General features: G+C 63.4%; 22 protein-coding genes. 13 read left to right on the top strand and 9 right to left on the bottom strand.

Features of this window, described 5'->3' with window-relative positions:
- Positions 1-223: 223 nt before the first annotated feature.
- From fliT to LFL96_RS18985, 3 genes are all read right to left on the bottom strand, one after another.
- Positions 224-523 carry a flagellar protein FliT gene (gene fliT, locus LFL96_RS18995; RefSeq protein ID WP_280996750.1) on the bottom strand — a complete coding sequence of 100 codons (300 nt, stop codon included), beginning with the start codon at positions 521-523 and terminating at the stop codon, positions 224-226.
- A gap of 48 nt (positions 524-571) precedes the next feature.
- Positions 572-2,077, bottom strand: a complete 1,506-nt coding sequence (fliD, locus tag LFL96_RS18990; protein ID WP_280996749.1) for a flagellar filament capping protein FliD — start codon at positions 2,075-2,077, stop codon at positions 572-574.
- Between the two features lie 166 nt (positions 2,078-2,243).
- Entirely contained in the window at positions 2,244-3,392 is a 1,149-nt protein-coding gene (locus tag LFL96_RS18985) for a flagellin (RefSeq protein WP_280996745.1), read from the bottom strand.
- A 267-nt stretch (positions 3,393-3,659) separates the two neighbouring features.
- Here LFL96_RS18985 and LFL96_RS18980 point away from each other — a divergent pair, with 267 nt between their 5' ends.
- Together LFL96_RS18980 and rpsU are read left to right on the top strand one after the other, a co-directional pair.
- Positions 3,660-4,601 (top strand): aldo/keto reductase, encoded by a 942-nt coding sequence (locus tag LFL96_RS18980; RefSeq protein ID WP_280996744.1) that lies wholly within the window; start codon positions 3,660-3,662, stop codon positions 4,599-4,601.
- 364 nt (positions 4,602-4,965) lie between these two features.
- Entirely contained in the window at positions 4,966-5,178 is a 213-nt protein-coding gene (gene rpsU / locus LFL96_RS18975; protein WP_006050883.1) for a 30S ribosomal protein S21, read from the top strand.
- Between the two features lie 129 nt (positions 5,179-5,307).
- Here rpsU and LFL96_RS18970 read toward each other — a convergent pair whose 3' ends face one another.
- Positions 5,308-5,733 carry a hypothetical protein gene (locus LFL96_RS18970; protein WP_280996742.1) on the bottom strand — a complete coding sequence of 142 codons (426 nt, stop codon included), beginning with the start codon at positions 5,731-5,733 and terminating at the stop codon, positions 5,308-5,310.
- Between the two features lie 303 nt (positions 5,734-6,036).
- Entirely contained in the window at positions 6,037-6,633 is a 597-nt protein-coding gene (locus LFL96_RS18965; protein WP_280996741.1) for a DNA-3-methyladenine glycosylase I, read from the bottom strand.
- Positions 6,634-6,772: 139 nt separating this feature from the next.
- Between LFL96_RS18965 and LFL96_RS18960 the strand changes: the two genes are divergently transcribed.
- A complete protein-coding gene (locus LFL96_RS18960) occupies positions 6,773-7,660 on the top strand; it encodes a BadF/BadG/BcrA/BcrD ATPase family protein (RefSeq protein WP_280996740.1) in 888 nt (295 codons plus the stop codon).
- 94 nt (positions 7,661-7,754) lie between these two features.
- Positions 7,755-8,576: a Cof-type HAD-IIB family hydrolase gene (locus LFL96_RS18955; RefSeq protein ID WP_280996739.1), complete on the top strand. Its 822-nt coding sequence runs from the start codon at positions 7,755-7,757 to the stop codon at positions 8,574-8,576.
- A gap of 115 nt (positions 8,577-8,691) precedes the next feature.
- Here the strand turns inward: LFL96_RS18955 and LFL96_RS18950 are convergent, their stop codons facing one another.
- From LFL96_RS18950 to aqpZ, 3 genes are all read right to left on the bottom strand, one after another.
- Positions 8,692-8,994 carry a PXPV repeat protein gene (locus LFL96_RS18950; protein WP_280996738.1) on the bottom strand — a complete coding sequence of 101 codons (303 nt, stop codon included), beginning with the start codon at positions 8,992-8,994 and terminating at the stop codon, positions 8,692-8,694.
- Positions 8,995-9,279: 285 nt separating this feature from the next.
- Positions 9,280-10,005 (bottom strand): histidine phosphatase family protein, encoded by a 726-nt coding sequence (locus LFL96_RS18945; RefSeq protein WP_280996735.1) that lies wholly within the window; start codon positions 10,003-10,005, stop codon positions 9,280-9,282.
- 131 nt (positions 10,006-10,136) lie between these two features.
- A complete protein-coding gene (gene aqpZ, locus LFL96_RS18940) occupies positions 10,137-10,877 on the bottom strand; it encodes an aquaporin Z (RefSeq protein WP_280996734.1) in 741 nt (246 codons plus the stop codon).
- A 287-nt stretch (positions 10,878-11,164) separates the two neighbouring features.
- Between aqpZ and LFL96_RS18935 the strand changes: the two genes are divergently transcribed.
- Positions 11,165-11,467 carry an H-NS histone family protein gene (locus LFL96_RS18935; protein ID WP_035554438.1) on the top strand — a complete coding sequence of 101 codons (303 nt, stop codon included), beginning with the start codon at positions 11,165-11,167 and terminating at the stop codon, positions 11,465-11,467.
- A 416-nt stretch (positions 11,468-11,883) separates the two neighbouring features.
- Here LFL96_RS18935 and LFL96_RS18930 read toward each other — a convergent pair whose 3' ends face one another.
- Entirely contained in the window at positions 11,884-12,948 is a 1,065-nt protein-coding gene (locus LFL96_RS18930) for a glycosyltransferase family 4 protein (RefSeq protein WP_280996733.1), read from the bottom strand.
- A 714-nt stretch (positions 12,949-13,662) separates the two neighbouring features.
- Here LFL96_RS18930 and flhD point away from each other — a divergent pair.
- The 8 genes from flhD (at position 13,663) to LFL96_RS18890 (ending at position 22,232) form a co-directional block, all read left to right on the top strand.
- Positions 13,663-13,983 carry a flagellar transcriptional regulator FlhD gene (gene flhD / locus LFL96_RS18925; protein WP_280996732.1) on the top strand — a complete coding sequence of 107 codons (321 nt, stop codon included), beginning with the start codon at positions 13,663-13,665 and terminating at the stop codon, positions 13,981-13,983.
- Between the two features lie 51 nt (positions 13,984-14,034).
- The gene (flhC, locus tag LFL96_RS18920) at positions 14,035-14,595 is read left to right on the top strand and encodes a flagellar transcriptional regulator FlhC (RefSeq protein WP_280996731.1); all 561 of its coding nucleotides are present in this window, start codon (positions 14,035-14,037) and stop codon (positions 14,593-14,595) included.
- 316 nt (positions 14,596-14,911) lie between these two features.
- Complete coding sequence (gene motA, locus LFL96_RS18915; protein WP_280996730.1) at positions 14,912-15,772, top strand: flagellar motor stator protein MotA; 861 nt, start codon at positions 14,912-14,914, stop codon at positions 15,770-15,772.
- Positions 15,773-15,793: 21 nt separating this feature from the next.
- Positions 15,794-16,801 carry a flagellar motor protein MotB gene (gene motB / locus LFL96_RS18910; protein WP_280996729.1) on the top strand — a complete coding sequence of 336 codons (1,008 nt, stop codon included), beginning with the start codon at positions 15,794-15,796 and terminating at the stop codon, positions 16,799-16,801.
- An 83-nt stretch (positions 16,802-16,884) separates the two neighbouring features.
- Positions 16,885-17,262: a response regulator gene (locus LFL96_RS18905; protein ID WP_280996728.1), complete on the top strand. Its 378-nt coding sequence runs from the start codon at positions 16,885-16,887 to the stop codon at positions 17,260-17,262.
- A gap of 91 nt (positions 17,263-17,353) precedes the next feature.
- Positions 17,354-19,642, top strand: coding sequence for a chemotaxis protein CheA (gene cheA, locus LFL96_RS18900; RefSeq protein ID WP_280996727.1), 2,289 nt, complete (start codon positions 17,354-17,356; stop codon positions 19,640-19,642).
- 84 nt (positions 19,643-19,726) lie between these two features.
- Complete coding sequence (locus LFL96_RS18895; protein ID WP_280996726.1) at positions 19,727-20,245, top strand: chemotaxis protein CheW; 519 nt, start codon at positions 19,727-19,729, stop codon at positions 20,243-20,245.
- Positions 20,246-20,285: 40 nt separating this feature from the next.
- On the top strand, positions 20,286-22,232 hold the full coding sequence (locus tag LFL96_RS18890; RefSeq protein WP_280996725.1) for a methyl-accepting chemotaxis protein: 1,947 nt from the start codon (positions 20,286-20,288) through the stop codon (positions 22,230-22,232).
- The last annotated feature ends 169 nt before the right edge of the window (positions 22,233-22,401 follow it).

Here is a 22,401-nt window from a genome sequence, read left to right as displayed (position 1 = left end):
CGCGGCCGTTTCCGATGCGCGGAGATGACGGGAAAAAGGCCGCCTGTTTAGCGTATGGCCGGGGCGGCCTGAAACGGGCGCACAAGAAAAAAGCCCGCACGAGGCGGGCCGAGGGAACGAGCGCGTCTCACTTCGACGCGTAGTTCTTATTGTCTGGTTTAGCGCTGCGCCCGGCGACCCGCGCGGTGCGGGCCGTTCGGAGCAGCGCCGTGTTCGTGCGTGCTTACAGGCGCGCCATGCGCTGGTATTCGCCGGCGGCGCGCGCACGGCCCATGGCTGCTTCGAACTCGATATGCAGTTCGTTCTGGGTCGTTTCGGCGTCGGCGAGCAATGCCGCGTCCATTGCCTGGATCTGGCGGATCTTCTCCAGCGCGGCCGGTTCCTGCTCGGCGACCAGCGACATCAGCAGCGGCGAACGCTCGTCGGTCAGACGAGCCGCCGTCGGCCAGTCGGCGAGCGATGCCGCCTGTGCGATTTCCTGCGTCATCGACAGCAGGCGGTCGACCAGTTCCGTCTGGTTCATGGCGTGTACTTCCTTTCTTTACGGCAAGTTCGTTACGGCGAGGACCGCTTACGTGTTGTTGGCGCTGGCCAGCGCACCCGCGCTGTTGGCGCCGCCGAACAGTGCGGTCAGGTATTGCGAGTTGCTGTTTGCGGTCGCCATCAACGTGTTCAGCGCGGTGAACTGCGCCTGATACTGGCTCGTCAATTGCGCCGTGTAGTCGGCGAGCGCGCTTTGCTGCGACGCGACGCTCTTGAGGTCGGTATTCAGCGCGGTGTCGCGCGTGTCGATGATACCGCCGGTTTGCGTGAAATTCGTGATGCTGGCGTTCAACTGCTCGGCGATGCCGTTGGTCGGGTTGAACAGCGAGGCGACCGTTGCCGGGTTCGCCGTCAGCGCCGTGGTCAGCGCCGTGTTGTCCACCACCATCGTGCCGTCCGCCGGATCGTCCTTCAGCGTGATGCCGATCGACGCGAGCGTGGTGCCCGTGCTGCCCGAGCCGACCGCGCCGCCGACGATCGTCGCCAGCGCGTTCTGGATCGTCATCAGCGTCGAGTCGCCCAGCAGCGGACCTTGCGACGACGAGGACGAGTTATACGACGTGAGCGTGGACATCGTCGTGACGACGGTGTTGTACAGGCTCACGAAGTTGTTGATCGCGGTGGCCTGCGAGGTCGTGTCCGAGGTGACGTTCAGCGTCTGCGTGGTGCCGACGGAGGCCGCCGACAGCGTCATCGTGACGCCCGAGATCGCGGTCGTCACGGCGTTGCTGGCGCTGGTCGCGGCGACGCCGCCGACCGTGAATTCGGCGTCCTGCGCGTAGCTGCTCTGCGACCACGCGTTGCTCGAATTGGCCGACGTAATGCTCGATTGGCCGCCGGTGGTGCTGGCCGTCGACGTCACGCCGAGGCTCGACAGGCCGTTGTCGCTGGTGGCGTTGACCGATACGTTGATCGTGTTGGCCGCGCCGCTGTTCGCCGAGCGCAGCACCAGGTGGGCGCCGTCCGTGCCGGTCACGACGGTCGCCGTGACGCCGGGGTTGCCGCTCGCCGAGTTGATCGCCGAGGCGATGCCGGACAGCGTGTTGTTCGTGCTGTCGATGCTCACGTTCATCGACGTGCCGCCGAGCGAAATGCTCAGCGTGCCGGTGCCCAGTTGCGCGGTCGCGCCGAAGGCCGACGACGTCAACGACTGCGAGCTCGCGATCTGTTGCACCGCGACCGTGTAGCTGTTGGCCACCGCGCCCTTGCCGGCCGTCGCGCTGAGGCCGGAGCCGGTCGCGCTGGCCGTGAAGGTGGACAGCGTCGAGCCGCTCGCGAGACCGGCGATGCCGGACTGCAGCGCGCTCAGCGCCGCGCTCAATGCGCCGTACGCGGACAGCTGGGTGTTGTCGGTGGTTTGTTGCGCCGACAGCGCCGCGGCTTGTCCCGCGGTCTTGGCGTTCACGAGTGCCGTAACGAGCGACGACACGTCCATCGACGTATTCCCCGTCGATCCGCTGATGATCGACTGTGCAGCCGACTGCAACGCGGAATTGGCGGATGCCTGGGAGGACGTGGTTGAGATCGAGGACATGCGGAGGCTCCGGGCGTCTGGAAATCTGAATTAGGGCAGTGCGCGATGCTACAGCATCGGGTGTTGCAAATGCACATCGGGAGGCATGCCTCCCGTTGCGTGAAACCCGGCGGTGCGGCGTCGCGTGAAGCGTGCGACGCTACACCGCCGGTCCTACATCAAGCTCTTACTGGAGGAGCTTCAGAACTTGCTGCGGGTTCGAGTTAGCTTGCGCCAACACCGAGATACCAGCTTGCTGCAGCACTTGCGCCTTGCTCAGGTTCGCCGTTTCTTGCGCGAAGTTAGCGTCGGTGATTTGCGACTGTGCCGACGACAGGTCGGTCGACTCAGCTTGCTGCGACGTAGCGATTGCCGTGAAGCGGTTTTGCGCGGCACCCAGCGAAGCTTGCAGGTTGTTGACGGTTTGCAGTGCGTTGTCGATCGACACCATTGCCTGGTTTGCGCCCGTGACCGTGCTGATGTTCAGGCCCGAGACCGTCGGCGGCGTGTTGATCGCGTTGATCTGAGCGATCGCTGCCGTTGCCGCGTTGCCTGCGGTCGTGCCCATCGACGTGGCCAGCGTGGTGCTCAGCGTCAGGTTGGTGATTGCCGTGCCCGTGCCTGCTGCCGTACCGTTGCTGAAGATGTTGCCAACAGCCGTCGACGAGATGGCCTGGTTGTTCTGGTCCGTGAACGTGTAGCCGCCCTTGCCGTCCGACAGAACGTTCACCGTGGTGATCGCTGCGCCCGACGACGTGTAGTTGCCGCTTGCGTCCGTCGTGACCGAGATCGAACCGACGGATTGACCGGTTTGCACCAGGCCGCCACCGATCTTCGCTGCCGACATCGATTGGCTCAGGTTCAGGCTGATCGTCTGACCGACGTTCGCGCCGACCTGGAACGTGACGTTGCCAGCCGAGCCGTCCAGAATGTTCGTGCCGTTGTACGTCGTTTGCGACGCGATACGGTTCACTTCCGAGATTTGTGCCGCAACTTCCTGTTGCAGAGCTGCCTGGTCGCTCGACGACAGCGAACCGGTCGAAGCTTGCACAGCCAGCTGACGGATACGTTGCAGGCTGGACGTCAGCGACGACAGTGCGCTCGACGCGGTTTGAATCATCGACACGCCGTCGTTGGCGTTCGACACGCCTTGATTCAGACCGTTGATCTGCGTTTGCATACGCGTCGAGATCGCCAGACCTGCTGCGTCGTCGGCCGCGCTGTTGATGCGCTTGCCCGAGGACAGACGCGTGATGGCTTGCGAGAGGGCGCTTTGCGAGCCATTAAGGTTTTGCTGTGCAACCAGCGAGTTGATGTTGCTATTGATTCCGAGCATGAAAATCTCCTAAATAAGCCTTGAGCCCAATACGCCACGTTGGCATCGGCGGAAGCACTCGTTCATTGCTGGCCGCCTCAGTGAAGGTTGACGGCCCCTCTAAAAAAAACTTGAGGCACTTTGTTCAAAGTCTTCCCAATTGTTTTGCCTGCGCGGTATCCGGACACATCGCTGGAAGCCCCGTGCAGCCTTGCTTGGCGGGTTCGCTGCAGCGATCCGGAAGAGGGCGTATTCTCGTTTTTTCTCGTAACAAACTCGGGAGAAATCATGCAAAAACGCAAGATTGGACGCTCCGAATTACAGGTCGCGCCGCTTATGTTCGGTGGCAATGTTTTCGGCTGGACCGCGGATGAAGCGACGTCGTTTTCCATACTGGATGCGTTCGTCGATGCCGGCCTCGACTTTATCGATACCGCCGACGTCTACTCCGCGTGGGTGCCGGGCAACCAGGGCGGCGAGTCGGAGACCATCATCGGCAAATGGTTGCGGCGCAGCGGCAAGCGCGACCAGATCGTGCTGGCGACCAAGGTGTCGAAGCATCCGCAGCGGCTGGGGTTGTCGGCGGCGAATATTCAGGCGGCGGTCGACGATTCGCTACGGCGCCTGCAAACCGATTACCTCGACATCTACTTTTCTCACGACGACGACAGCGCCACGCCGCTCACCGAAACGCTCGGCGCGTATCAGAAGCTGATCGAGGCCGGCAAGGTGCGGGTGATCGGCGCGTCGAACTATCGTGGCGCGCGGATCGAGGAAGCGCTGAAAGTGTCCCGTCAGCATGGCTTGCCGGAATATCAGATTCTCCAGCCCGAGTACAACCTGTACGACCGCGCTGCCTATGAAAGCGACGTCGAACCGGTCGCGCTTGCCGAGCAGCTTGGCGTGGTCGTCTATTACAGCCTCGCCAGCGGTTTCCTCTCGGGCAAATACCGTTCGAAGGCGGATCTGGCCAACAAGGTGCGCGGCGGGCGGGTCGAGAAATATCTGGACGAGCGCGGTTTGCGCATTCTCGGCGCGCTCGATCGGGTCGCCGACCAGCACGGCAGTACGCCGGCCACCGTCGCGCTGGCGTGGTTGATCGCGCGGCCGAGCGTTACGGCCCCGATTGCCAGCGCCACCTCGGTCGAACAGCTGAAAAGTCTCGCCGCGGCGGTCCATCTGATGCTGACGGGCGCCGACCTGCGCGAACTGGACGAGGCAAGCGCCTGAACGCCCGCCGGATGGCCTGGCGTATACGCTAAACCCCTGGTAGGATGGGGAGTTTCCTGATATCATCGGGAGTGAATTGAGATCTTTGCCTGTTTCGTTAACGTTTGTTCGTTGATGAACGGTTGGCGAAACGGCAACAGACGCGGCTTTTCGCATTACGTCTGTCCGCGTTCGGCGGTGAACTCCCCACCTCTCTTTTCCGGCCTCCGTGGCCGCTTTGCCTCCGTTTCAATCGTGGTTTGGCCGGGTTCCACCCGCGTTTGCCTGTTACTGGCCATGCATTGAAACGACCGGAGGGCCGGCGCGTGAGCGGCAATACCGCCACGCAATTAAACCCGTATCAAGTGATTGATTTAGGAATTACATGACGACGATTCTTCTGAAGGAAAACGAGCCGTTCGAAGTGGCGATCCGCCGCTTTCGTCGCGCAATCGAAAAGAATGGCCTGATCGCTGAACTGCGTGAGCGCCAATCGTACGAAAAGCCGACCACGGCACGTAAGCGCAAGAAGGCTGCTGCTGTGAAGCGCCTGCACAAGCGCCTGCGCAGCCAGATGCTGCCGAAGAAGCTGCACTAAGCACGCTTTTTCAGCACGGCCGAACGGCGGTGTGAGCTTCGAAAGAAGCCACATCGCCGTTTTGCTTTTTGGGGTGGTTTTTTAGGGCGTCGCCGTTTTGCGGACGCCCGTCACGAACCCGGCGCGAAACTACGCCGCGGTCTTCAGCCGTTCGGCGGACAAGCCGAATTGCCGGGCGATCGAAGTCAGCCGCTCGTGCCATTCCCACGTGCCGAATACGTCGTGCACGTTTTGCAGGCAACTGAGCAGATCGACGGTGGCGGGGTCGTACACGTTGATGCGCGCGCGCAATAGCGCTTTCTTCAGCGCGGCGATACCGACATCCATATAGGACGGCACCTGCACCGGCGTTTTGCCGATGTAGCGCACGGGGATGCCTTCCATCGCGGTCATGTAGTCGCGCGGTTTGATGAAACTGCCGACCGGACAGCCGCCGCAATAGCCGCGGTAGGCGCCGCCGCCGCGCGGCAGCAGCGCCGCGCGTTTCTGGCCCAGCAGATGGCTGACGGCCTGGTCGAAAATATCCTGATGCGTCAGGAAGCTAAGCGTTTTCATGGTTGGTCTCCCACGCGTTACGCAGCGGTTATTCGTTGTTTGAGCTTTGAGCGCATGACGATCAGTATCGGGCGTGTGGCGTTTTACCAAGCGTCGACTAACGTGGCGAAAAGGTGTCAATTCGCCGGTTTGGTGCGCTCGCCGTATAACCCCGGCCGCTGAAGCCATCCGCAATCGCCCGCCGTCACCAGCAACGGCAGACGCCCGATCCCATCTTCATCGCTCTTCTATACGTATAACGACCGAGCCGCGTGAAAAGCGCAGTCTCGTTTTGCCGGATAGCTTTCGGGGCGCACTGCGCCGTCAACCTGCCTTGCGGTCGCGTCCTTTCTTGCCCAGCGCCGCGCACTGCGCACGGCACATGCAGCCGGTTTCGTGATCGTTGACCATGCCGACCGCCTGCATGAACGCATAGCAGATCGTCGAGCCGACGAACTTGCAGCCATAGCCTTTGAGCGCCTTGCTGAGCGCGTCCGATATCTCGGTCGACGCCGGCGCCTGCGTGTACGACGTCCAATCGTTCTGGATCGGCGTCTGGTCGACGAACGACCACACGAAGTTCGCCAGCGAGCCGTGTTCGGCCTGAATCTGCCGCACGGCGCGCGCGTTCGTGACCGCCGCCTCGATCTTGCCGCGATGACGCACGATGCCTTCGTCCGTGACCAGCGCATCGATCCGTTTCGGCGTGAAGCGCGCGACCTTGTCGATGTCGAAGTTGGCGAACGCGCGCCGGTAGCCGGCCCGTTTATTCAGAATCGTCGACCAGGAAAGACCGGCTTGTGCGCCTTCGAGTATCAGCATCTCGAACAGATGCGGGTCGTCGCGCGAAGGGACGCCCCATTCCGTGTCGTGGTAGTGTGCGAGCGCTTCGCTCGACGCCCAGTTGCATCGCTGTGTCACGGCCGTACTCCCGCGTTGTCATGTCGCCCGCCAGCATAGCCGAAGCGTCGCACGCCGCAAGCTGGCCATTCGGCCGATTGCGGGATTGAAACGGACCTGCCACGCTACGCGGTGTTGACCTTCTGACCCATCTCATTCGATGAACCAAGACCTTCTTTTGATCGGCATTGACGGCGGCGGCAGCGGCACGCGCGTCGTGCTCGGCGACGCACAAGGCCGCGAACTGGCGCAGGCGGCAAGCGGTCCCTCCGGACTGGGGCTGGGCGTCGAACGCGCGTGGCAGGCGATCGCGGCCGGATGCGCCGAAGCGTTCGCCCGCGCCGGCGTGGCGCTGGACTGGTCGCGCTGCGTGCTCGGCTGCGGTCTGGCCGGCGTCAACAACCGCGAGTGGCTAGCCGCGTTCCGGGCACAGGCGCCGGCAGTGGCGGGGCTGGCGGTGGAAAGCGATGCGTACACCACGCTGCTCGGCGCGCATGGCGGTGCGCCGGGCGTGGTCGTCGCGTTGGGTACGGGCAGCGTGGCCGCCGTGCTCGACGCCGGTGGCGAATGCCGGATCGCGGGCGGCTTCGGTTATCCATCGGGCGACGAAGCAAGCGGCGCGTGGCTCGGCCTGCGCGCGATCGTGCATGCGCAGCAGTCGCTCGACGGCCGCGTGCCGCACGACGATTTCGCGCAGGCGCTGCTCGCGCATACCGGCGCGCATGACCGCGACAGCCTCGTCGTCTGGCTGTGCGATGCCAATCAGACTGCGTACGCGAAGCTCGCGCCGATCGTCATCGCGCATCGTTCGCATGTGTTCGCGGCGCGTCTGCTGGGCGAAGCGGGGATCGACGTGGGCAAGATGATCGCCGCGCTCGACCCGTCGGCGAGTTTGCCGGTCGCGATGTGCGGTGGTCTCGGCGCGCCGTTGCGGGAATACGTGCCGCAGGTTTATCAGGCGCGATTGCGCGAACCGTTGGCGGATTCCGCGCGTGGCGGGTTGCAGCTCGCGCGGCGAGTTGCCGAAGGGCTTGCCGGTAACGATTAGCGGCTGCGGTTAAGTCCAACCAGGCCCGCGTCGCCGCGAAAACCGTCAGGCAACGGTAAAATACGCGTTTCGACGTCGCCCGGTTGCTCACACCATGTACAAAGTCATCGCCACGGATCTCGACGGCACGCTGCTCAACGCGGATCACCAGGTCGATCCGTTCACCGTCGCCACCGTGCGCAAGCTGGAAAGCGACGGTCTGCAGTTCGTGATCGCCACCGGCCGCCACTATTGCGATGTCGCGGGAATTCGGAATGTGCTGGGAATCAACCCGTATCTGATTACGTCGAACGGCGCGCGCATCCATACGCCTGACGACGAGGTGTTGCATGCCGACGACCTGTCGCCGGAAATCGTGCGGCGCGTCGTGCGGCCGGAAATCGTCGGCGAGCATGGCCGCGTGATCGTCAGCCTGTTCGCGGACCAGGCGTGGTTGATCGATCGCGACGCGCCGGAGTTGCTGAAGCTGCATCAAGACTCCGGCTTCACCTATGAAGTCACCGACCTCGTCAATTACCACGGCGGCGACATCGCAAAGGCGCTCTACATCGGCGATCCGGCGGACCTCGCACAAGTCGCGGCGAACCTCGAACGCGAATTCGGCGACACGCTGTACGTCACCTATTCGCTGCCGGACTGCCTGGAAGTGATGACGTCGAGCGTATCGAAAGGGCGGGCGTTGCAGATCGTGCTCGAACGCCTCGGCGTCGACGCGTCGCACTGCGTGGCGTTCGGCGACAACATGAACGACATCGATCTGCTGGAAACGGCCGGGCATCCGTTCATGATGAACAACGCGAATCCCGATCTCATCACGCGTCTGCCGAACGTGCCGCGCATCGGCAACAATTTCGAGGCGGGTGTCGCGCATCATCTGCGCAAGCTTTTTTCGATCGACGACGAATTGACCGCCTGAGATCGAGCCTTGAATTCAGCGTGAGAACGGCCCGCTTCCAGCGAACTGGAAGCGGGCCGTTTTCGCATGGGGGCGCTACAGGCTTTTGCCTATCCCACCGCGCGTCACCGTGCGATCAACCATGCCATCCGCCGCGATAACCGCCTCGGTCGTCGTGGCCCCAGCGATGATCGCCACGGTCCCAGCCGCGCTCATACCGATGATCGTTGCGATAGTAATCGCGGCGGTAGTCGCGATGATCCCATCCGCCGTTGCCGTAATAGACCGGCTGCGGCGCCGCGTAGACCGGGGCCGGTTGCGCGTACACTGGCGCGCCGAGCGACAAACCGATGTTCAGATCCGTATGCGCCTGCGCGACACCGCATGCGCCCGCTGCGAGTCCGGCGGCAACCAGCAAGTGAGTGACGATGCGTTTCATGTTGTTCTCCTGTGAAGCGACGTAGGTTTGTCGCACAGGACCAATGTACGCATTCAGGAGCGCGCGGACTGCGACGAGATGTTACGGACTGCAAGCATCTTTGCAGGGTTGAAAGGCTGTTAAAGGGTGCGTCCGGACGCAGCGCGAGTCGATACGATCTCGCCCAGATCTTTGTTCCATAAGCGCTTTTCGCCCGTCGCCGCGAACGGATGCGCGTAATCGAGCGCTGGGCCGAGCGACTGCGCGGCGGCGGTGGTAATCGCGACTTACATCTGTATTACCGTTTTAATTCGCGGCTTTCGTCGCGGCGGGCGAGGAAGCAGAAGAAGCGGAAGAGACCGCCGAAGCCGAACCCGGCAACGCCGCGCACGGGCAATCGGTCGAACGGCCGTCGAGCCCTTGGCGGTCGTGCCGGAAACTCGCATGCGCCACACCGTTCTGCCAGTCGAGCCGGACGATATAGATGCTGTCGAAGTCGTCGCTCTTCCAGCCCGGCACATCCGCGGCATTGCCGCCATGCGCGCTCATCATCTGGCGCAACAGCTTGACGATCAGCTTGTGCTCCCACGCGACGACAATCAATTTGCCGCGATTGTCGGGATTGACGAGCGCGGTGCCGAGTTGGTCGATCTGCGCGAAACCATAGGGCGTTTGCACCGGCATCTGGAATTGAATCGCGGTCGGTTCGATCGTCGCGAGCGGCCTGATGTAGTAATAGGGATGGCCACTATCGTCTTTCTGCTGGGCGGGATCGGGTGCGTAGATCGCATCCGGCTTGCCGAACTTGGCCGCGATCACGGCCGGCAACGCCAGCGCGCGATTCAACCCCTGGCAGTTAAGTTGGCCGTAGCCCGCCGCGGGTTTCTCACCGTGTCGCACGAAGACGAGCGTTTCGGTCTGCGCTCCGGTCTGGTTGTCGGCCGCATGCGCATTGGGTAGCGTCAACGTGCCGATGCACAAACCGCCGAAAGCGAGTGCGATGCCATGCAGAAATCCGCGGAAACGGTTCATCGGTCGTACCTGTGCGAGCTTGGGAAGTCGCACGATTCTAGCAGCGGCGTTTTGTGCGAGCGCGTGCAAACGGCGGGAACGAGGGGCGCCGCGACGCCCGCTTCCGCCACCGCCGGCAAAACCTTCGCCGGTCAGTCGAGCGCCAAGGTTGGCGCGCTGCCGCGCCGGCTTTCCGCGATCAGCGGATACAGCACGCCCGCGATCACCGCGCCGAGCATCGGCGCGGCCCAGAACAGCCACAGCTGATCCATCGCAGCGCCGCCGACGAACAGCGCCGGCCCTGTCGAGCGAGCCGGGTTCACGGACGTATTGGTCACCGGAATCGAGATCAGATGGATCAGCGTGAGGCCCAGGCCGATCGCGATCGGTGCGAAGCCGGCCGGCGCGCGTTTGTCGGTGGCGCCGAGAATGATGAACAGGAAGGCGCCGGTCATGACCACCTCGCACACGAACGCCGCGCCGAGCGAATAGTGCCCCGGCGAGCGGTCGCCATAACCGTTGCTGGCGAAGCCGCTCGATACGAGATCGAAGCCCGGCTTACCCGACGCGATCAGCGACAGCACCAGCGCGCCGAGCGCTGCGCCGGCCACCTGCGCGACGATGTACGACGGCAGATCGCGGGCAGGAAAGCGTCCAGCGACGGTGAGTCCAACGCTGACCGCCGGATTCAGATGGCACCCGGAGACGTGGCCGATTGCGTAGGCCATGGTCAGCACCGTCAACCCGAACGCGAGCGACACGCCAACAAAGCCGATGCCGAGGCCATGAACCGGTCCGGCGAAGTTGGCGGCGAGCACCGCGCTGCCGCAGCCCCCGAGCACGAGCCAGAAGGTGCCGAACAACTCGGCGGCGAGACGTTTAGATAGCGGCATGATTGGTAATCCTAAAAAGAATGGCGCTTCAGCCGGCCGGGATGACAAGCCGTCAGTACCTGCTTTGGACGCGCAATTCTAGGCAAGGACAGCCGGAATGGGTGTCAAGAATTGTCAAAGTGGAGTCTGTTTTACCTATTATTACCGCGATAAACGCTTTTACAATTCATCGACGCTTAATAATTATCAGAGGATAAGCACCTAAATCGGTATTATTGGCCATTGCGAATTTCGATAATTGCAGTTAGTCTGCGAGCGAATGAGTTCTAAAAAAGGGGAGAACCACGATGTCTCAATACGCAGATCTCAAGGCACAGATCGCCAAATTGCAGGCGCAAGCGGAAGAAGCGCGTCGTACTGAAATCGACAATGTCGTCGCCGACATCCGCCAAAAGATCGCTGAATACGGTCTGAGTGCGCAAGACCTCGGCTTCGCAGTGGCCGCGCGGCGCGGACGCCCGCCCAAGAAGGCGCCGCTGCCGGCAAAATACCAGGACCCGAAGTCGGGCAATACGTGGAGCGGTCGCGGTAAACCGCCCAAGTGGATTGCCGGCAAGAATCGCGAGCGTTTTCTGATTGGCGCGGCGTGACGCAAGTCGATTAGCGGCATCGCGAAAGCCAACTGAAGGTTTGTCTCGGGCGGTCTTATTGAGGCCGTGTTAATCCGGTATGGAAGCGTATCCATGCCGGCATTAAAAAAGCCGCCTCGAGAGGCGGCTTTTCTGTGAGAAGCGCGAGGTAACTTTGACTTGGCGCCCTCGCAAACGATTCACATCGCAAATTCAGAGCAAATCGACGGGCGGTTTGTGCGCTGAATCGCAAAAGGCGTGGAAAGTGGCGTAAAGCGGGTGGGGTCCTGCTTTACGCCGCTGTCGAACGCTTCGACGAATTCGGCACGAAAAAGGGCAAACACGCGTTTCAACCTGACCGAAACTCGCATTCGCCCGTTTCAACGCTGGTGCAAGGGCCTGGCGTCTTAACCCATCCCTTAGCCCGGTTGACCCGCTTAACCCACCGCCACCTGACGCAGCACCGGGCGGCGCGTCGCTTCGATCAGCGCCGAGTAACCATCCACGTAGTTCTGCGCCATGGTCTTCGAACTGAAGCGGCGTTCGAACTGCGCGCGGATCTCGGTACGCGACAGGTCGTCCAGACGCTGAAGCGCGGCAACGGCGCCTTGCACGTCCTCGACGATATAGCCGGTCACGCCATGGTCGATCACTTCCGGCACCGAGCCGCGGTTGAACGCGATCACCGGCGTGCCGCACGCCATCGACTCGATCATCACCAGGCCGAACGGCTCCGACCAGTCGATCGGGAACAGCAGCGCCTTCGCGCCGGACAGAAACTCGGGCTTCTGCGCCTCATTGATCTCGCCGACGAACTCCACGTGCGCCTGCGACAGCAACGGCTCGATCTCGCGCTTGAAGTATTCCTGGTCGACCTTGTCCACCTTGGCGGCGATCTTCAGCGGCAAACCGCTTTGTGCAGCGATCTTGATAGCTGTATCGACGCGCTTTTCCGGGCAGATGCGGCCGAGGAACGCGAGATATTCGGGCTTCTTGTGCGCCTGCGGCGTCAGCAGCTGCTCCGGCAGGCCGTGATAAATCGTGTTCAGCCAGTTCGCCTGCGGCAGCGGGGCGCGCTGCGAATCGGAGATCGACACCACCGGCACATCCGAGAAAGCGTCGAACACCGGCTGCAGTTCCGGCAAGTCGAGGCGGCCGTGCAGCGTGGTCACGAACGGCGTGTCCATCGTGCTGAACAGCGGGAACGGCATGTAGTCGAGGTGGAAGTGCAGCACGTCGAACTCATGCGCGACCTTGCGCACCTTCTCCATCATCAGCACGTGCGGCGCGAGCGCATCGCGGATCGTCGGGTCGAGACGCAGCGCACGCGGCCAGCAGGCGTCGAGATTCGCCGAGGTGACCGAGTCGCCGCTGGCGAACAGCGTGACGTCGTGGCCAAGATCGACCAGCGCTTCGGTCAGATAAGACACGACACGTTCGGTACCGCCATAAAGCTTCGGCGGGACGGCTTCATACAACGGCGCAATTTGTGCGATTCGCATGCGTTTTCTCCTATTCAGAACGGCTTCGCACAGCGGCGCTCGGGTCGAGCGAAGAGCGAATGCCTGTCGGACGGTTGGGCGCGGTAAGCCGCCGCCCGGGGGTGCTCCGAACCTGCATCGGGTAATCCCTTAGCGTTCATTATCGGGATCAGCCGGGCCAATTCGAGTTATTTTTCAAACGCTTAATGTTGTTACAGCGCGAAACATGGCGCGTTACAGGTCAGCTGAAGGCGTCTGTCCCGATAATCGGGACGCGCGCCCGGCCTGTTAATAAAACGCTGCGCTCCCCTTCAGCAAGACATGGGCCCGAACGGCCGGTGCGACGGCCCCACGCCACGCCCGTTGCGGAGAAGTGAAATGGTCTTATAATTCGCACTCACCGTATAAAGGTGCGAGCCGGTCAGCATTGGAACTCACCAGTCGCTGCGTGCCGGTATTCCGCGGATATTCAAAGCGCATCGCAAAACGCAAATTACGCGGTATTTGCCCCTTTCCCCCGCTCCATTCACAGGCCCTTTGTAGGAATTATTCCTACACGAATGACGGATTAATCCGTCACACAGGCAGGGTGTCTGTCCGATTTTCGTTCTGAGCCCCTTTCGAGACAATGTGCGCAAGACCAGAAGCGAAGCCGATTCGTGCGGTTTGACTGCGCGCGTTCGAGCAAACGTTTCCGTAACGGCCTGACCAGCCAGATACACCCCGGGGGAATCAATGAGCGCGACAAGCGAAATGCTCAATGAGATCAGAGAAGTCAACCTGTCTTATCTCCTGCTAGCGCAGCGTCTGCTGCGTGAAGACAAGCCGATGGGCATGTTTCGCATGGGGATTTCGGACCAGTTAGCCGATGTACTCGCCAATCTGTCTCTGGCGCAGACCGTCAAGCTGGCGGCGTCCAATCAGGTGTTGTGCCGTTTCCGTTTCGACGACCATGCCGTGCTGTCCGCGCTCGCGGACAAGGGCAAGACCAGCGCCGTGGCCCAGGCGCACTCCGCGATCCTGATGGCCAGCCAGCCGGTCGAGCAACTCGGCTGATGGCGGCCCGCCAGTTATATATAGCGATCAGGACGGGGGACCGGCACGCGGATGGCCTATAAAAGTGTGGTGCTTGAAGTCAGGGAAATCACCCTGGCCATCGAACTGATCGAACTCGGCGCGCGTTTGCAATTGCTGGAAGCGGAAACCAGTCTGTCGCGCGACCGGCTCATCAAGCTGTACAAGGAGTTGAAAGGGGTGTCGCCGCCCAAGGGCATGCTGCCGTTCTCGACGGACTGGTTCATGACCTGGCAGCCGAACTTTCACTCGTCCCTGTTCTACAACATCTACCGTTTCATGGCCGATCACGGCGGTTGCCAGACGATCCAGTCGATCGTCAAAAGCTACCGGCTGTATCTGGAGCACGTCCAGATGCACGACGACGAGCCGGTGCTGAGCCTCACGCGCGCGTGGACGCTGGTGCGTTTCTTCGACTCCGGCATGCTGCAGATGACCGCCTGCTGCCGTTGCGGAGGGCATTTTGTTGCGCATGCGCATGATCCGCAGCATGCGTTCGTCTGCGGGCTGTGCCAGCCGCCGTCGCGAGCCGGCAAGACCCGCAAGGTCGCCGACGCGCGCGCCCGCGAAAGTCTCGCCGCGCTCGAAGCCTGAGCCGTGGCGGCCGCCCGGGTTGATCCCGGTCAAGCGCCGACGCAGCGCCACATCGCGACGCCGGACTGCGGCGGCTTGCCGCCGCGACCCACGGGCAACGCCCCAAGGCGGTCCGCCGCCCCCGGCGTTCCGCCCGCATCCCTTGAGCGGCGGCCCCTGCGGCCCGCCGTCTCACCGCCCCGGCCACTTACCGGCCGGCGCATCCGCCTCTGGTTTACACCGGAGCGACGAGCCGTTTTTCCGCCAAAGTTTTCCGCTCCGTTGCCGTAAACCAGTTTAACGACGGTCACCGTCGCTTCTTTGTGAGGGCTCGGCAGTGCTGATTTTCGTGGGAACACTCGTGACGCTGTTGTCCGTTTTCGGCGGTTACGCGCTGGAAGGCGGCCATCTCGGCGCGCTGTTGCAGCCCGTTGAAGTGCTGATGATCGTCGGCGCGGGCGTCGGCGCATTCATTCTGGGTAACGGAATGAAGACGATCAAGGCAACGCTGCGCGTCATTCCAACCCTGTTCAAGGGCGCGAAGTACAACAAGGACGTCTACATGGAGCTGATGGCGCTCCTTTACGTCCTGCTGGCCAAGGCGCGCAAGGAAGGCACGCTGACGCTGGAAGCCGACATCGACGATCCGTCTAAAAGTCCGATCTTCACCCAGTACCCGAAGATCCTCGCCGACAAGCACATCATCGAATTCCTGACCGACTACCTGCGTTTGATGGTGGGCGGCAACATGAATGCGTTCGAGATCGAAAGCCTGATGGACGAGGAAATCGAGACGCATCACCACGAAGGCGAGGCGCCCGCGCACGCGCTGACCAAGGTCGGCGACGCGATGCCGGCATTCGGTATCGTGGCCGCGGTGATGGGCGTGGTGCACACCATGGCGTCGGCCGACAAGCCGCCCGCGGTGCTCGGCGAGATGATCGCCCAGGCACTGGTCGGGACGTTCCTCGGGATTCTGCTGTCGTACGGGCTGATCAGCCCGCTCGCGAGCGTCGCCGAACAGCGCGTGACCGAGTCGACCAAGATGTTCCAGTGCATCAAGGTGACGATTCTGGCCAGCCTGAACGGCTACGCCCCGGCGATCGCCGTCGAATTCGGCCGCAAGGTGCTCTTCTCGACCGAACGCCCGTCGTTCGCCGAGCTGGAAGAGCACGTGCGCCGCGTCAAGGCCAAGTAAAGGGCGCCGGGAACCGATCCGATGAGCAAGGACAAAGACCGCGCCATTGTCGTCAAGCGCAGCGCGCCCAAGAAGTCCGGCCACCACGGCGGCGCGTGGAAGCTCGCGTATGCGGACTTCATGACCGCGATGATGGCGTTCTTCCTGCTGATGTGGCTGCTGAGTTCGGCCTCCACGGTGCAGTTGAAGGGCATTGCCGATTACTTCAACCAGCCGCTGAAGATCACGCTGTGGGGCGGCGACCGCAGCGCGGAAGACTCCAGCATCCTGAAGGGCGGCGGCCGCGACATTTCGACCGACGCGCAAGGCGTGACGCGCTCCACCGACGGTTCGAACAACCGCGCCGAGCGCACCGTCTCGCATAGCAACGAAGATTCGCTCAAGCAGATGCAGGGCGAGCTGGAGCGCCGCGAACAGGTTCGCCTGCACGATCTGCAGGTCAAGCTGATGGCCGCGATCGAGGCGAACCCGGTGCTGCGCCAGTTCAAGCAGCAGATTCGTATCGACTCGACGCTGACCGGCCTGCGCATCGAAATCGTCGACTCGCAGAAGCGCCCGATGTTCGCGACCGCGAAAGACCAGGTCGAACCGTATATGCGCGACATCCTGCGCGAAATCGGCCACACGCTGAACGACGTGCCGAACCGCATCATCGTGCAGGGGCACACCGACGCCGTGCAGTACGCGGGCGGCGAGAAGGGCTACAGCAACTGGGAACTGTCCGCGGACCGCGCCAATGCGTCGCGCCGCGAGCTGATCGCCGGCGGCATGGACGAAGCGAAGGTGATGCGCGTGCTCGGTCTCGCGTCGACGCAGAACCTGAACAAGGCGGACCCGCTGGATCCGGAAAACCGCCGCATCAGCATCATCGTGTTGAACAGGAAGTCGGAGGAAGCGCTCGATCATGACGATTCCACCACGACCACCCTGTCGGACGACGCAGCCGGCTCCAAGCCGCTGCTGCAAAAGATTACGCAGCCGGTGACGGTTGCACCGAAGTTGCCGGCGGCAGCGCCGGCGGCCCAGTAACAGACAGCGATCGCCTGGACGGATAACGCGCCCGATGGCGCGAACCGCCCGGCGATCCACAGCGTAAGTGCAGCGAGGTTTTCATGATCAGGCATATCCTGGCAATCGACGATTCGGCATCGATGCGGCAGATTCTCGCCGCGACGCTGACGACGGCCGGCTATGAAGTGACGCTCGCGGCGGACGGCAACGAAGGGCTCGAAAACGCGCTCGCCATGTCGTTCGACCTCGTGCTGACCGACCAGCACATGCCGGGCAAGACCGGCCTGGATCTGATCGCCGCGCTGCGCAACAACCCGGCCTACCAGGCGACGCCCATCCTCGTCCTCACGACGGAATCGAGCGAGCCGTTCAAGGCCGCGGCGAGGGAGGCCGGCGCGACCGGCTGGATCGAAAAGCCGCTCGACCCGGACATGCTGACCGAACTGGTGGCGGCGCTGGCCGAACCGGATCAGGCGTAAGCCCTCCCCTTAGACCCAGTTATAGAAGCTCACGACGCGGCGGCACGGCAGCCCAAGCCTAGTAGACAGGAACTCTCGCGGTGACCCAGGCATGACACTCGACATCACTCAGTTCTATCAGACGTTCTTCGACGAAGCGGACGAACTGCTCGCGCAGATGGAGCAGTTGCTGCTCAATCTGGATATCGCGCATCCGGATCCGGAAGACCTCGCGGCGATTTTCCGCGCGGCGCACTCGATCAAGGGCGGCGCGGCGACCTTCGGCTTTACCGCGCTGACGGAAACGACGCACATCCTCGAATCGCTGCTCGATCGCGCGCGCAATAACGAACTCGTGCTGCGCAAGGACATGATCGACACGTTCCTCGAAACCAAGGACGTGTTGTCGGGCCAGCTCGCCGACTACCGCGCGAGCGCGGAGCCGGACGCGGCGGTCGCCAGGGCGATCTGCGCGAAGCTCGAACAGTTGCATGCGGAAAGCCGCGCGGGCGGCGCGCCCGCGGCACCGGCAGCGGCGGCGCCGGCAGCGGCTCCTGTCGCGGTCGCGGCGGTCGCGGAAGTGCCGGACGGCTCGGCACCGGAACATGTCGTCGAACAGGCGGTACAGGCGGCGACAGGTGAATGGGATGACGGCGAACCGGCACAGACCGGGCAAGGCGCGGGGACGGGCGCGCAGGATGGCACCGGTCCTCATCTGAAAATTACGCTACGGGGCGTGGGTGAGAAGGACCAGGAACTGCTAGCCGAAGAGCTCGGCAACCTGGGTAGCATCGTCGGGCAGGTCAAGAGCGGCGGCGATTTGACGCTGTGGCTCCAGACCGATGTGACCTCCGACGACATCATCGCCGTGTGCTGTTTCGTGATCGACGAAAGTCAGATCTCGATCGGCCGCGGCACCGCACCGGCGGACGAGACGCAGCAAGGCGAACCTGGAACGCCCGACGCTGCCGAATCGGCCCCGGCGCAAGCAGCACACACGGCAGCACCAGCGGCGCAGGCAGCTTCGTCGGCCCCGGCGGCCCACACCGCTGCGCCCGCTGCGACACACGGTCTGTTCGACGCACCGGCGGCGCAAGCTGCCGCGGCGCCGAGCGCACCGGCCGCCAGCGCGGCACCGGCGGCTCAGGCCGCCGCGCCCGCCGAGCAGGATCGCAAGGCGGCGGCGCGTCCGGCCGCGGCGGCAGGCGGCGCGGAAGGCAGTTCGATTCGCGTCGGCGTGGAGAAGGTCGATCAGCTGATCAACCTGGTCGGCGAACTGGTGATCACCCAGGCAATGCTTGCGGAGACCACCAGCACGTTCGATCCGGCGCTGCACGACCGGCTCTTCAACGGCATGGCGCAACTCGAGCGCAACGCGCGCGATCTGCAGGAAGCGGTGATGTCGATCCGCATGATGCCGATGGATTACGTGTTCAGCCGCTTCCCGCGACTGGTGCGCGATCTGGCGGCGAAACTCGGCAAGGAAGTGGAACTCGTCACCTTCGGTCAGGCGACCGAACTCGACAAGAGCCTGATCGAACGGATCATCGATCCGTTGACTCACCTCGTGCGCAACAGTCTCGACCACGGTATCGAAACCGTGGAAGCGCGGCGCGCGGCGGGCAAGGATTCGACCGGTCAACTGGTGCTGTCGGCCGCGCATCATGGTGGCAACATCGTCATCGAAGTGAGCGACGACGGCGCGGGTCTGCGCCGCGACAAGATTCTCGCGAAGGCGGCCAAGCAAGGCATGCAGGTCAGCGACACGATGACCGACGAGGAAGTCTGGAACCTGATTTTCCTGCCGGGCTTCTCGACGGCGGAGCAGGTCACGGACGTCTCCGGCCGTGGCGTCGGCATGGACGTGGTGAAGCGGAACATCCAGTCGATGGGTGGTCACGTGGAAATCACCTCGCACGCCGGCAAGGGCAGCACCACGCGCATCGTGTTGCCGCTCACGCTGGCGATTCTCGACGGCATGTCGGTCAAGGTGGGCAGCGAAATCTTCATCCTGCCGCTGAACTTCGTGATGGAGTCGCTGCAGCCGCAGGCCGAGGACATCTACACGGTCGCCAACGGCGAGCGCGTGGTGCGCGTGCGCGGCGAATACCTGCCGCTGGTCGCGTTGCACGAAGTGTTCAACGTCGACGACGCGAAGCAGGAGCCGACCCAGGGCATCGTCACCATCATGCAGACCGAAGGCCGTCGCTTCGCGATGCTGATCGACGAACTGGTCGGCCAGCAGCAGGTGGTCGTGAAGAATCTGGAAACCAACTACCGCAAGGTGCACGGCATTTCGGCGGCGACCATTCTCGGCGACGGCAGCGTCGCGCTGATCGTCGACGTGGCGGCCCTGAACCGCGAAACACGTCACGCGCACGGCGCAATGAGTCTCGCATGACGATCGCGACATTTGGCTTTACGCCGGTAACGCCGGCAACTCCGCTTACTCAACTCAATTCATCCCAACCGTTTGGGGGCTAACGTGGCAGAAGTCCAATCCATCAATTCGAGCGTGGGCGCCCGCCGCGACGCACAGCAGGCGGACGCCGGCGGTCAGGAATTCCTCGTCTTCACGCTCGGCGCCGAAGAGTACGGCATCGACATTCTCAAGGTGCAGGAAATCCGCGGCTACGACAACGTCACGCGGATCGCCAATGCGCCCGAGTTCATCAAGGGCGTGATCAATCTGCGCGGCATCATCGTGCCGATCGTCGACATGCGCATCAAGTTCCATCTGGGCCGCGTCGAGTACGACCATCAGACGGTCGTGATCATCCTGAACGTCGCGCATCGCGTGGTCGGGATGGTGGTGGACGGCGTGTCGGACGTGCTGACGCTCGCCACCGACCAGATCATGCCGGCGCCGGAATTCGGCGCGACGCTGACGACCGAGTACCTCACGGGTCTGGGCACCGTCGACGGCCGCATGCTGATCCTGATGGACATCGAAAAGCTGATGACCAGCCGCGAAATGGCGCTGATCGAAACGCTCGGCGTCTAACCAGCGAACTTAACGACAGATTGGGACAGGGGGCATCGAGATGCTGAGCAGGTGGTCGATTCGTACGACGTTGACGATGGTAGGCGTCGTTCTCGCGGCGCTGACCGTGGTGGTCGGTGCGCTCGGACTAACCGCGCTGAATCGCGCGAGCCAGTCGCTCGACCGCATTGCGCGCGGCGATCTGGTCGCGATTCATGCGCTCGACGATGCCTCCGCCTATCTGTTGCGCTCGCGTCTCGCGGTGGACCGTTTCAACACGCTGTCCGCGGCCGGTAATACGGACGAAGCGAAGAAGGCGATCGACCGCGCGCAGGAACTGCTGACCAAGGGCAACCAGAGCTGGCAGGCCTATCTCGACGCGCCGAAGGCCGGTATCGACCAGGCGCTGCTCGACGACGTGCTCGCCAAGCGCACGGCGGTGATGCGCGACGGCGTCGATCCGGAGTTCGCGGCGTTGAACGCGAACGACCTCGCCGCGTATCACGCGATCGCCGACACGAAGATCAGCCCGATGTTCATCGCCTACGACGGCGCCGCAACGGCGGTCGTCAAGGCATTGCAGCAAAGCGCGGTGGATCAGCAGGCGCTCGCGCAGTCGAACATCTCGTTGATGACCACCTTGATCGTCGCGTTCACGGCGTTCGCGCTGCTGCTCGTGGTGGGCATCCGCTTCGCGTTGCGCGGCCTGATCGTGCAGCCGCTGAAGGATGCGACCGCCTGCTTCGAGCGGATCGCGTCGGGCGATCTGTCCGAGACGATCCAGGTGTTCAGCCGCAACGAGATCGGCGTGCTGTTTTCCGGCATCAAGCGGATGCAGGAAAGCATGGCGACGATGGTGAAGGCCGTGCACGGCAGCACCGAGTCGATCGACACCGGCGCGCGCGAAATCGCGATGGGCAATACCGATCTGTCGCAACGCACCGAACAGCAGGCGGCCTCGCTTCAGCAAACCGCGTCGAGCATGGAACAGCTGACGGGCACCGTGCGGCAGAACGCCGAGAACGCGCGTCAGGCGAGCCAGCTGGCCGTCAACGCGTCGGACATCGCCACGCGCGGCGGCGACGTGGTGAGCCAGGTCGTCACGACGATGCAGGACATCGCGACCAGCTCGAACAAGGTCGTCGACATCATCGGCGTGATCGAAGGGATTGCCTTCCAGACGAACATTCTCGCGCTGAACGCGGCGGTCGAAGCCGCCCGCGCCGGCGAGCAGGGCCGCGGGTTCGCGGTGGTGGCGGGCGAAGTGCGCAGCCTTGCGCAGCGCAGCGCGAGCGCCGCGAAGGAAATCAAGGAATTGATCGGCGACTCGGTCGACAAGGTGCAAAGCGGCTCGACGCTGGTCGGCCGCGCGGGCACCACGATGGACGAGATCGTGCAGGCGGTGCGCCGCGTGACGGACATCATGGGCGAGATCAGCGCGGCCTCGGAAGAGCAGTCGGGCGGCATCGAGCAGGTCAACCGCGCGGTCGTGCAGATGGACGAAGTCACGCAGCAGAACGCCGCGCTGGTGGAAGAGGCGGCAGCCGCGGCGGCGTCGCTCGAAGATCAGACGCGCCAGTTGCAGGCGGTGCTGAGCGGCTGGAAGGTGGCCGGCGGCACGACGCGCAGCGGCGCAACGGCGGCACGTGCTCCGGTGACGGCGCGCAGTGTCCCGAACCCTGTCGCCCATCACGGCGGCAACGCCAGCCGCAAGCCGGCGGGTAAAACCGCACCGGCCGCACCGCAGGCAGCAGGGGCAGCAGGTAATCAGGCAGCGAGCGCCGGCGCGGCAACGCATCAAGCCGCACCGCAAGCTGCCCATGCGGCGACAGCAACGGCCACGGCCGCGCACGCCGCTCCGGCGGCCGTCGCGCACGACGCCGGCAGCACGCGCGTCGAACCGGCGCTCAGGCCGAAGACGGTTCGTCCGTCCGCCGAATCCGTGGCGCGCCCGGCCGCATCGAGCGTGGCCACGGCCGGCTCGGACGCGGACTGGGAAACGTTCTAGGACATGGCACATCGACATGCAGTCATTCGGCATCTCGCTCCATGAGGGGCGAATCATCGAAGCACGCTTACAAGGCGTGTCGCGGGCCGACTGTGTGTTGGCAGAACTCGCGGGCGGGCGCGACCCCGCGAACACAATCCCTTGTGTCCGGAGACACCCTCCGGGCAAC

The sequence above is a fragment of the Paraburkholderia sp. D15 genome (genome assembly GCF_029910215.1).
Lineage (GTDB): Bacteria > Pseudomonadota > Gammaproteobacteria > Burkholderiales > Burkholderiaceae > Paraburkholderia.
The sequence above is the reverse complement of the archived record's forward strand: the minus strand, read 5'-3'. Positions and strand labels throughout refer to the sequence as shown.

Excerpts from the sequence above, each read along its gene's own strand:
- LFL96_RS18955 (WP_280996739.1), top strand. The coding sequence starts at position 7,755 with ATGTACAAAGTCATCGCCACGGATCTCGACGGCACGCTGCTCAACGCG.
- LFL96_RS18950 (WP_280996738.1), bottom strand. The coding sequence starts at position 8,994 with ATGAAACGCATCGTCACTCACTTGCTGGTTGCCGCCGGACTCGCAGCG.
- LFL96_RS18890 (WP_280996725.1), top strand. The coding sequence starts at position 20,286 with ATGCTGAGCAGGTGGTCGATTCGTACGACGTTGACGATGGTAGGCGTC.
- flhC (WP_280996731.1), top strand. The coding sequence starts at position 14,035 with ATGGCCTATAAAAGTGTGGTGCTTGAAGTCAGGGAAATCACCCTGGCC.
- LFL96_RS18930 (WP_280996733.1), bottom strand. The coding sequence starts at position 12,948 with ATGCGAATCGCACAAATTGCGCCGTTGTATGAAGCCGTCCCGCCGAAG.
- cheA (WP_280996727.1), top strand. The coding sequence starts at position 17,354 with ATGACACTCGACATCACTCAGTTCTATCAGACGTTCTTCGACGAAGCG.
- flhD (WP_280996732.1), top strand. The coding sequence starts at position 13,663 with ATGAGCGCGACAAGCGAAATGCTCAATGAGATCAGAGAAGTCAACCTG.
- fliD (WP_280996749.1), bottom strand. The coding sequence starts at position 2,077 with ATGTCCTCGATCTCAACCACGTCCTCCCAGGCATCCGCCAATTCCGCG.
- motB (WP_280996729.1), top strand. The coding sequence starts at position 15,794 with ATGAGCAAGGACAAAGACCGCGCCATTGTCGTCAAGCGCAGCGCGCCC.
- LFL96_RS18985 (WP_280996745.1), bottom strand. The coding sequence starts at position 3,392 with ATGCTCGGAATCAATAGCAACATCAACTCGCTGGTTGCACAGCAAAAC.
- LFL96_RS18960 (WP_280996740.1), top strand. The coding sequence starts at position 6,773 with ATGAACCAAGACCTTCTTTTGATCGGCATTGACGGCGGCGGCAGCGGC.
- LFL96_RS18945 (WP_280996735.1), bottom strand. The coding sequence starts at position 10,005 with ATGAACCGTTTCCGCGGATTTCTGCATGGCATCGCACTCGCTTTCGGC.
- LFL96_RS18935 (WP_035554438.1), top strand. The coding sequence starts at position 11,165 with ATGTCTCAATACGCAGATCTCAAGGCACAGATCGCCAAATTGCAGGCG.
- aqpZ (WP_280996734.1), bottom strand. The coding sequence starts at position 10,877 with ATGCCGCTATCTAAACGTCTCGCCGCCGAGTTGTTCGGCACCTTCTGG.
- LFL96_RS18980 (WP_280996744.1), top strand. The coding sequence starts at position 3,660 with ATGCAAAAACGCAAGATTGGACGCTCCGAATTACAGGTCGCGCCGCTT.
- rpsU (WP_006050883.1), top strand. The coding sequence starts at position 4,966 with ATGACGACGATTCTTCTGAAGGAAAACGAGCCGTTCGAAGTGGCGATC.
- LFL96_RS18905 (WP_280996728.1), top strand. The coding sequence starts at position 16,885 with ATGATCAGGCATATCCTGGCAATCGACGATTCGGCATCGATGCGGCAG.
- LFL96_RS18970 (WP_280996742.1), bottom strand. The coding sequence starts at position 5,733 with ATGAAAACGCTTAGCTTCCTGACGCATCAGGATATTTTCGACCAGGCC.
- fliT (WP_280996750.1), bottom strand. The coding sequence starts at position 523 with ATGAACCAGACGGAACTGGTCGACCGCCTGCTGTCGATGACGCAGGAA.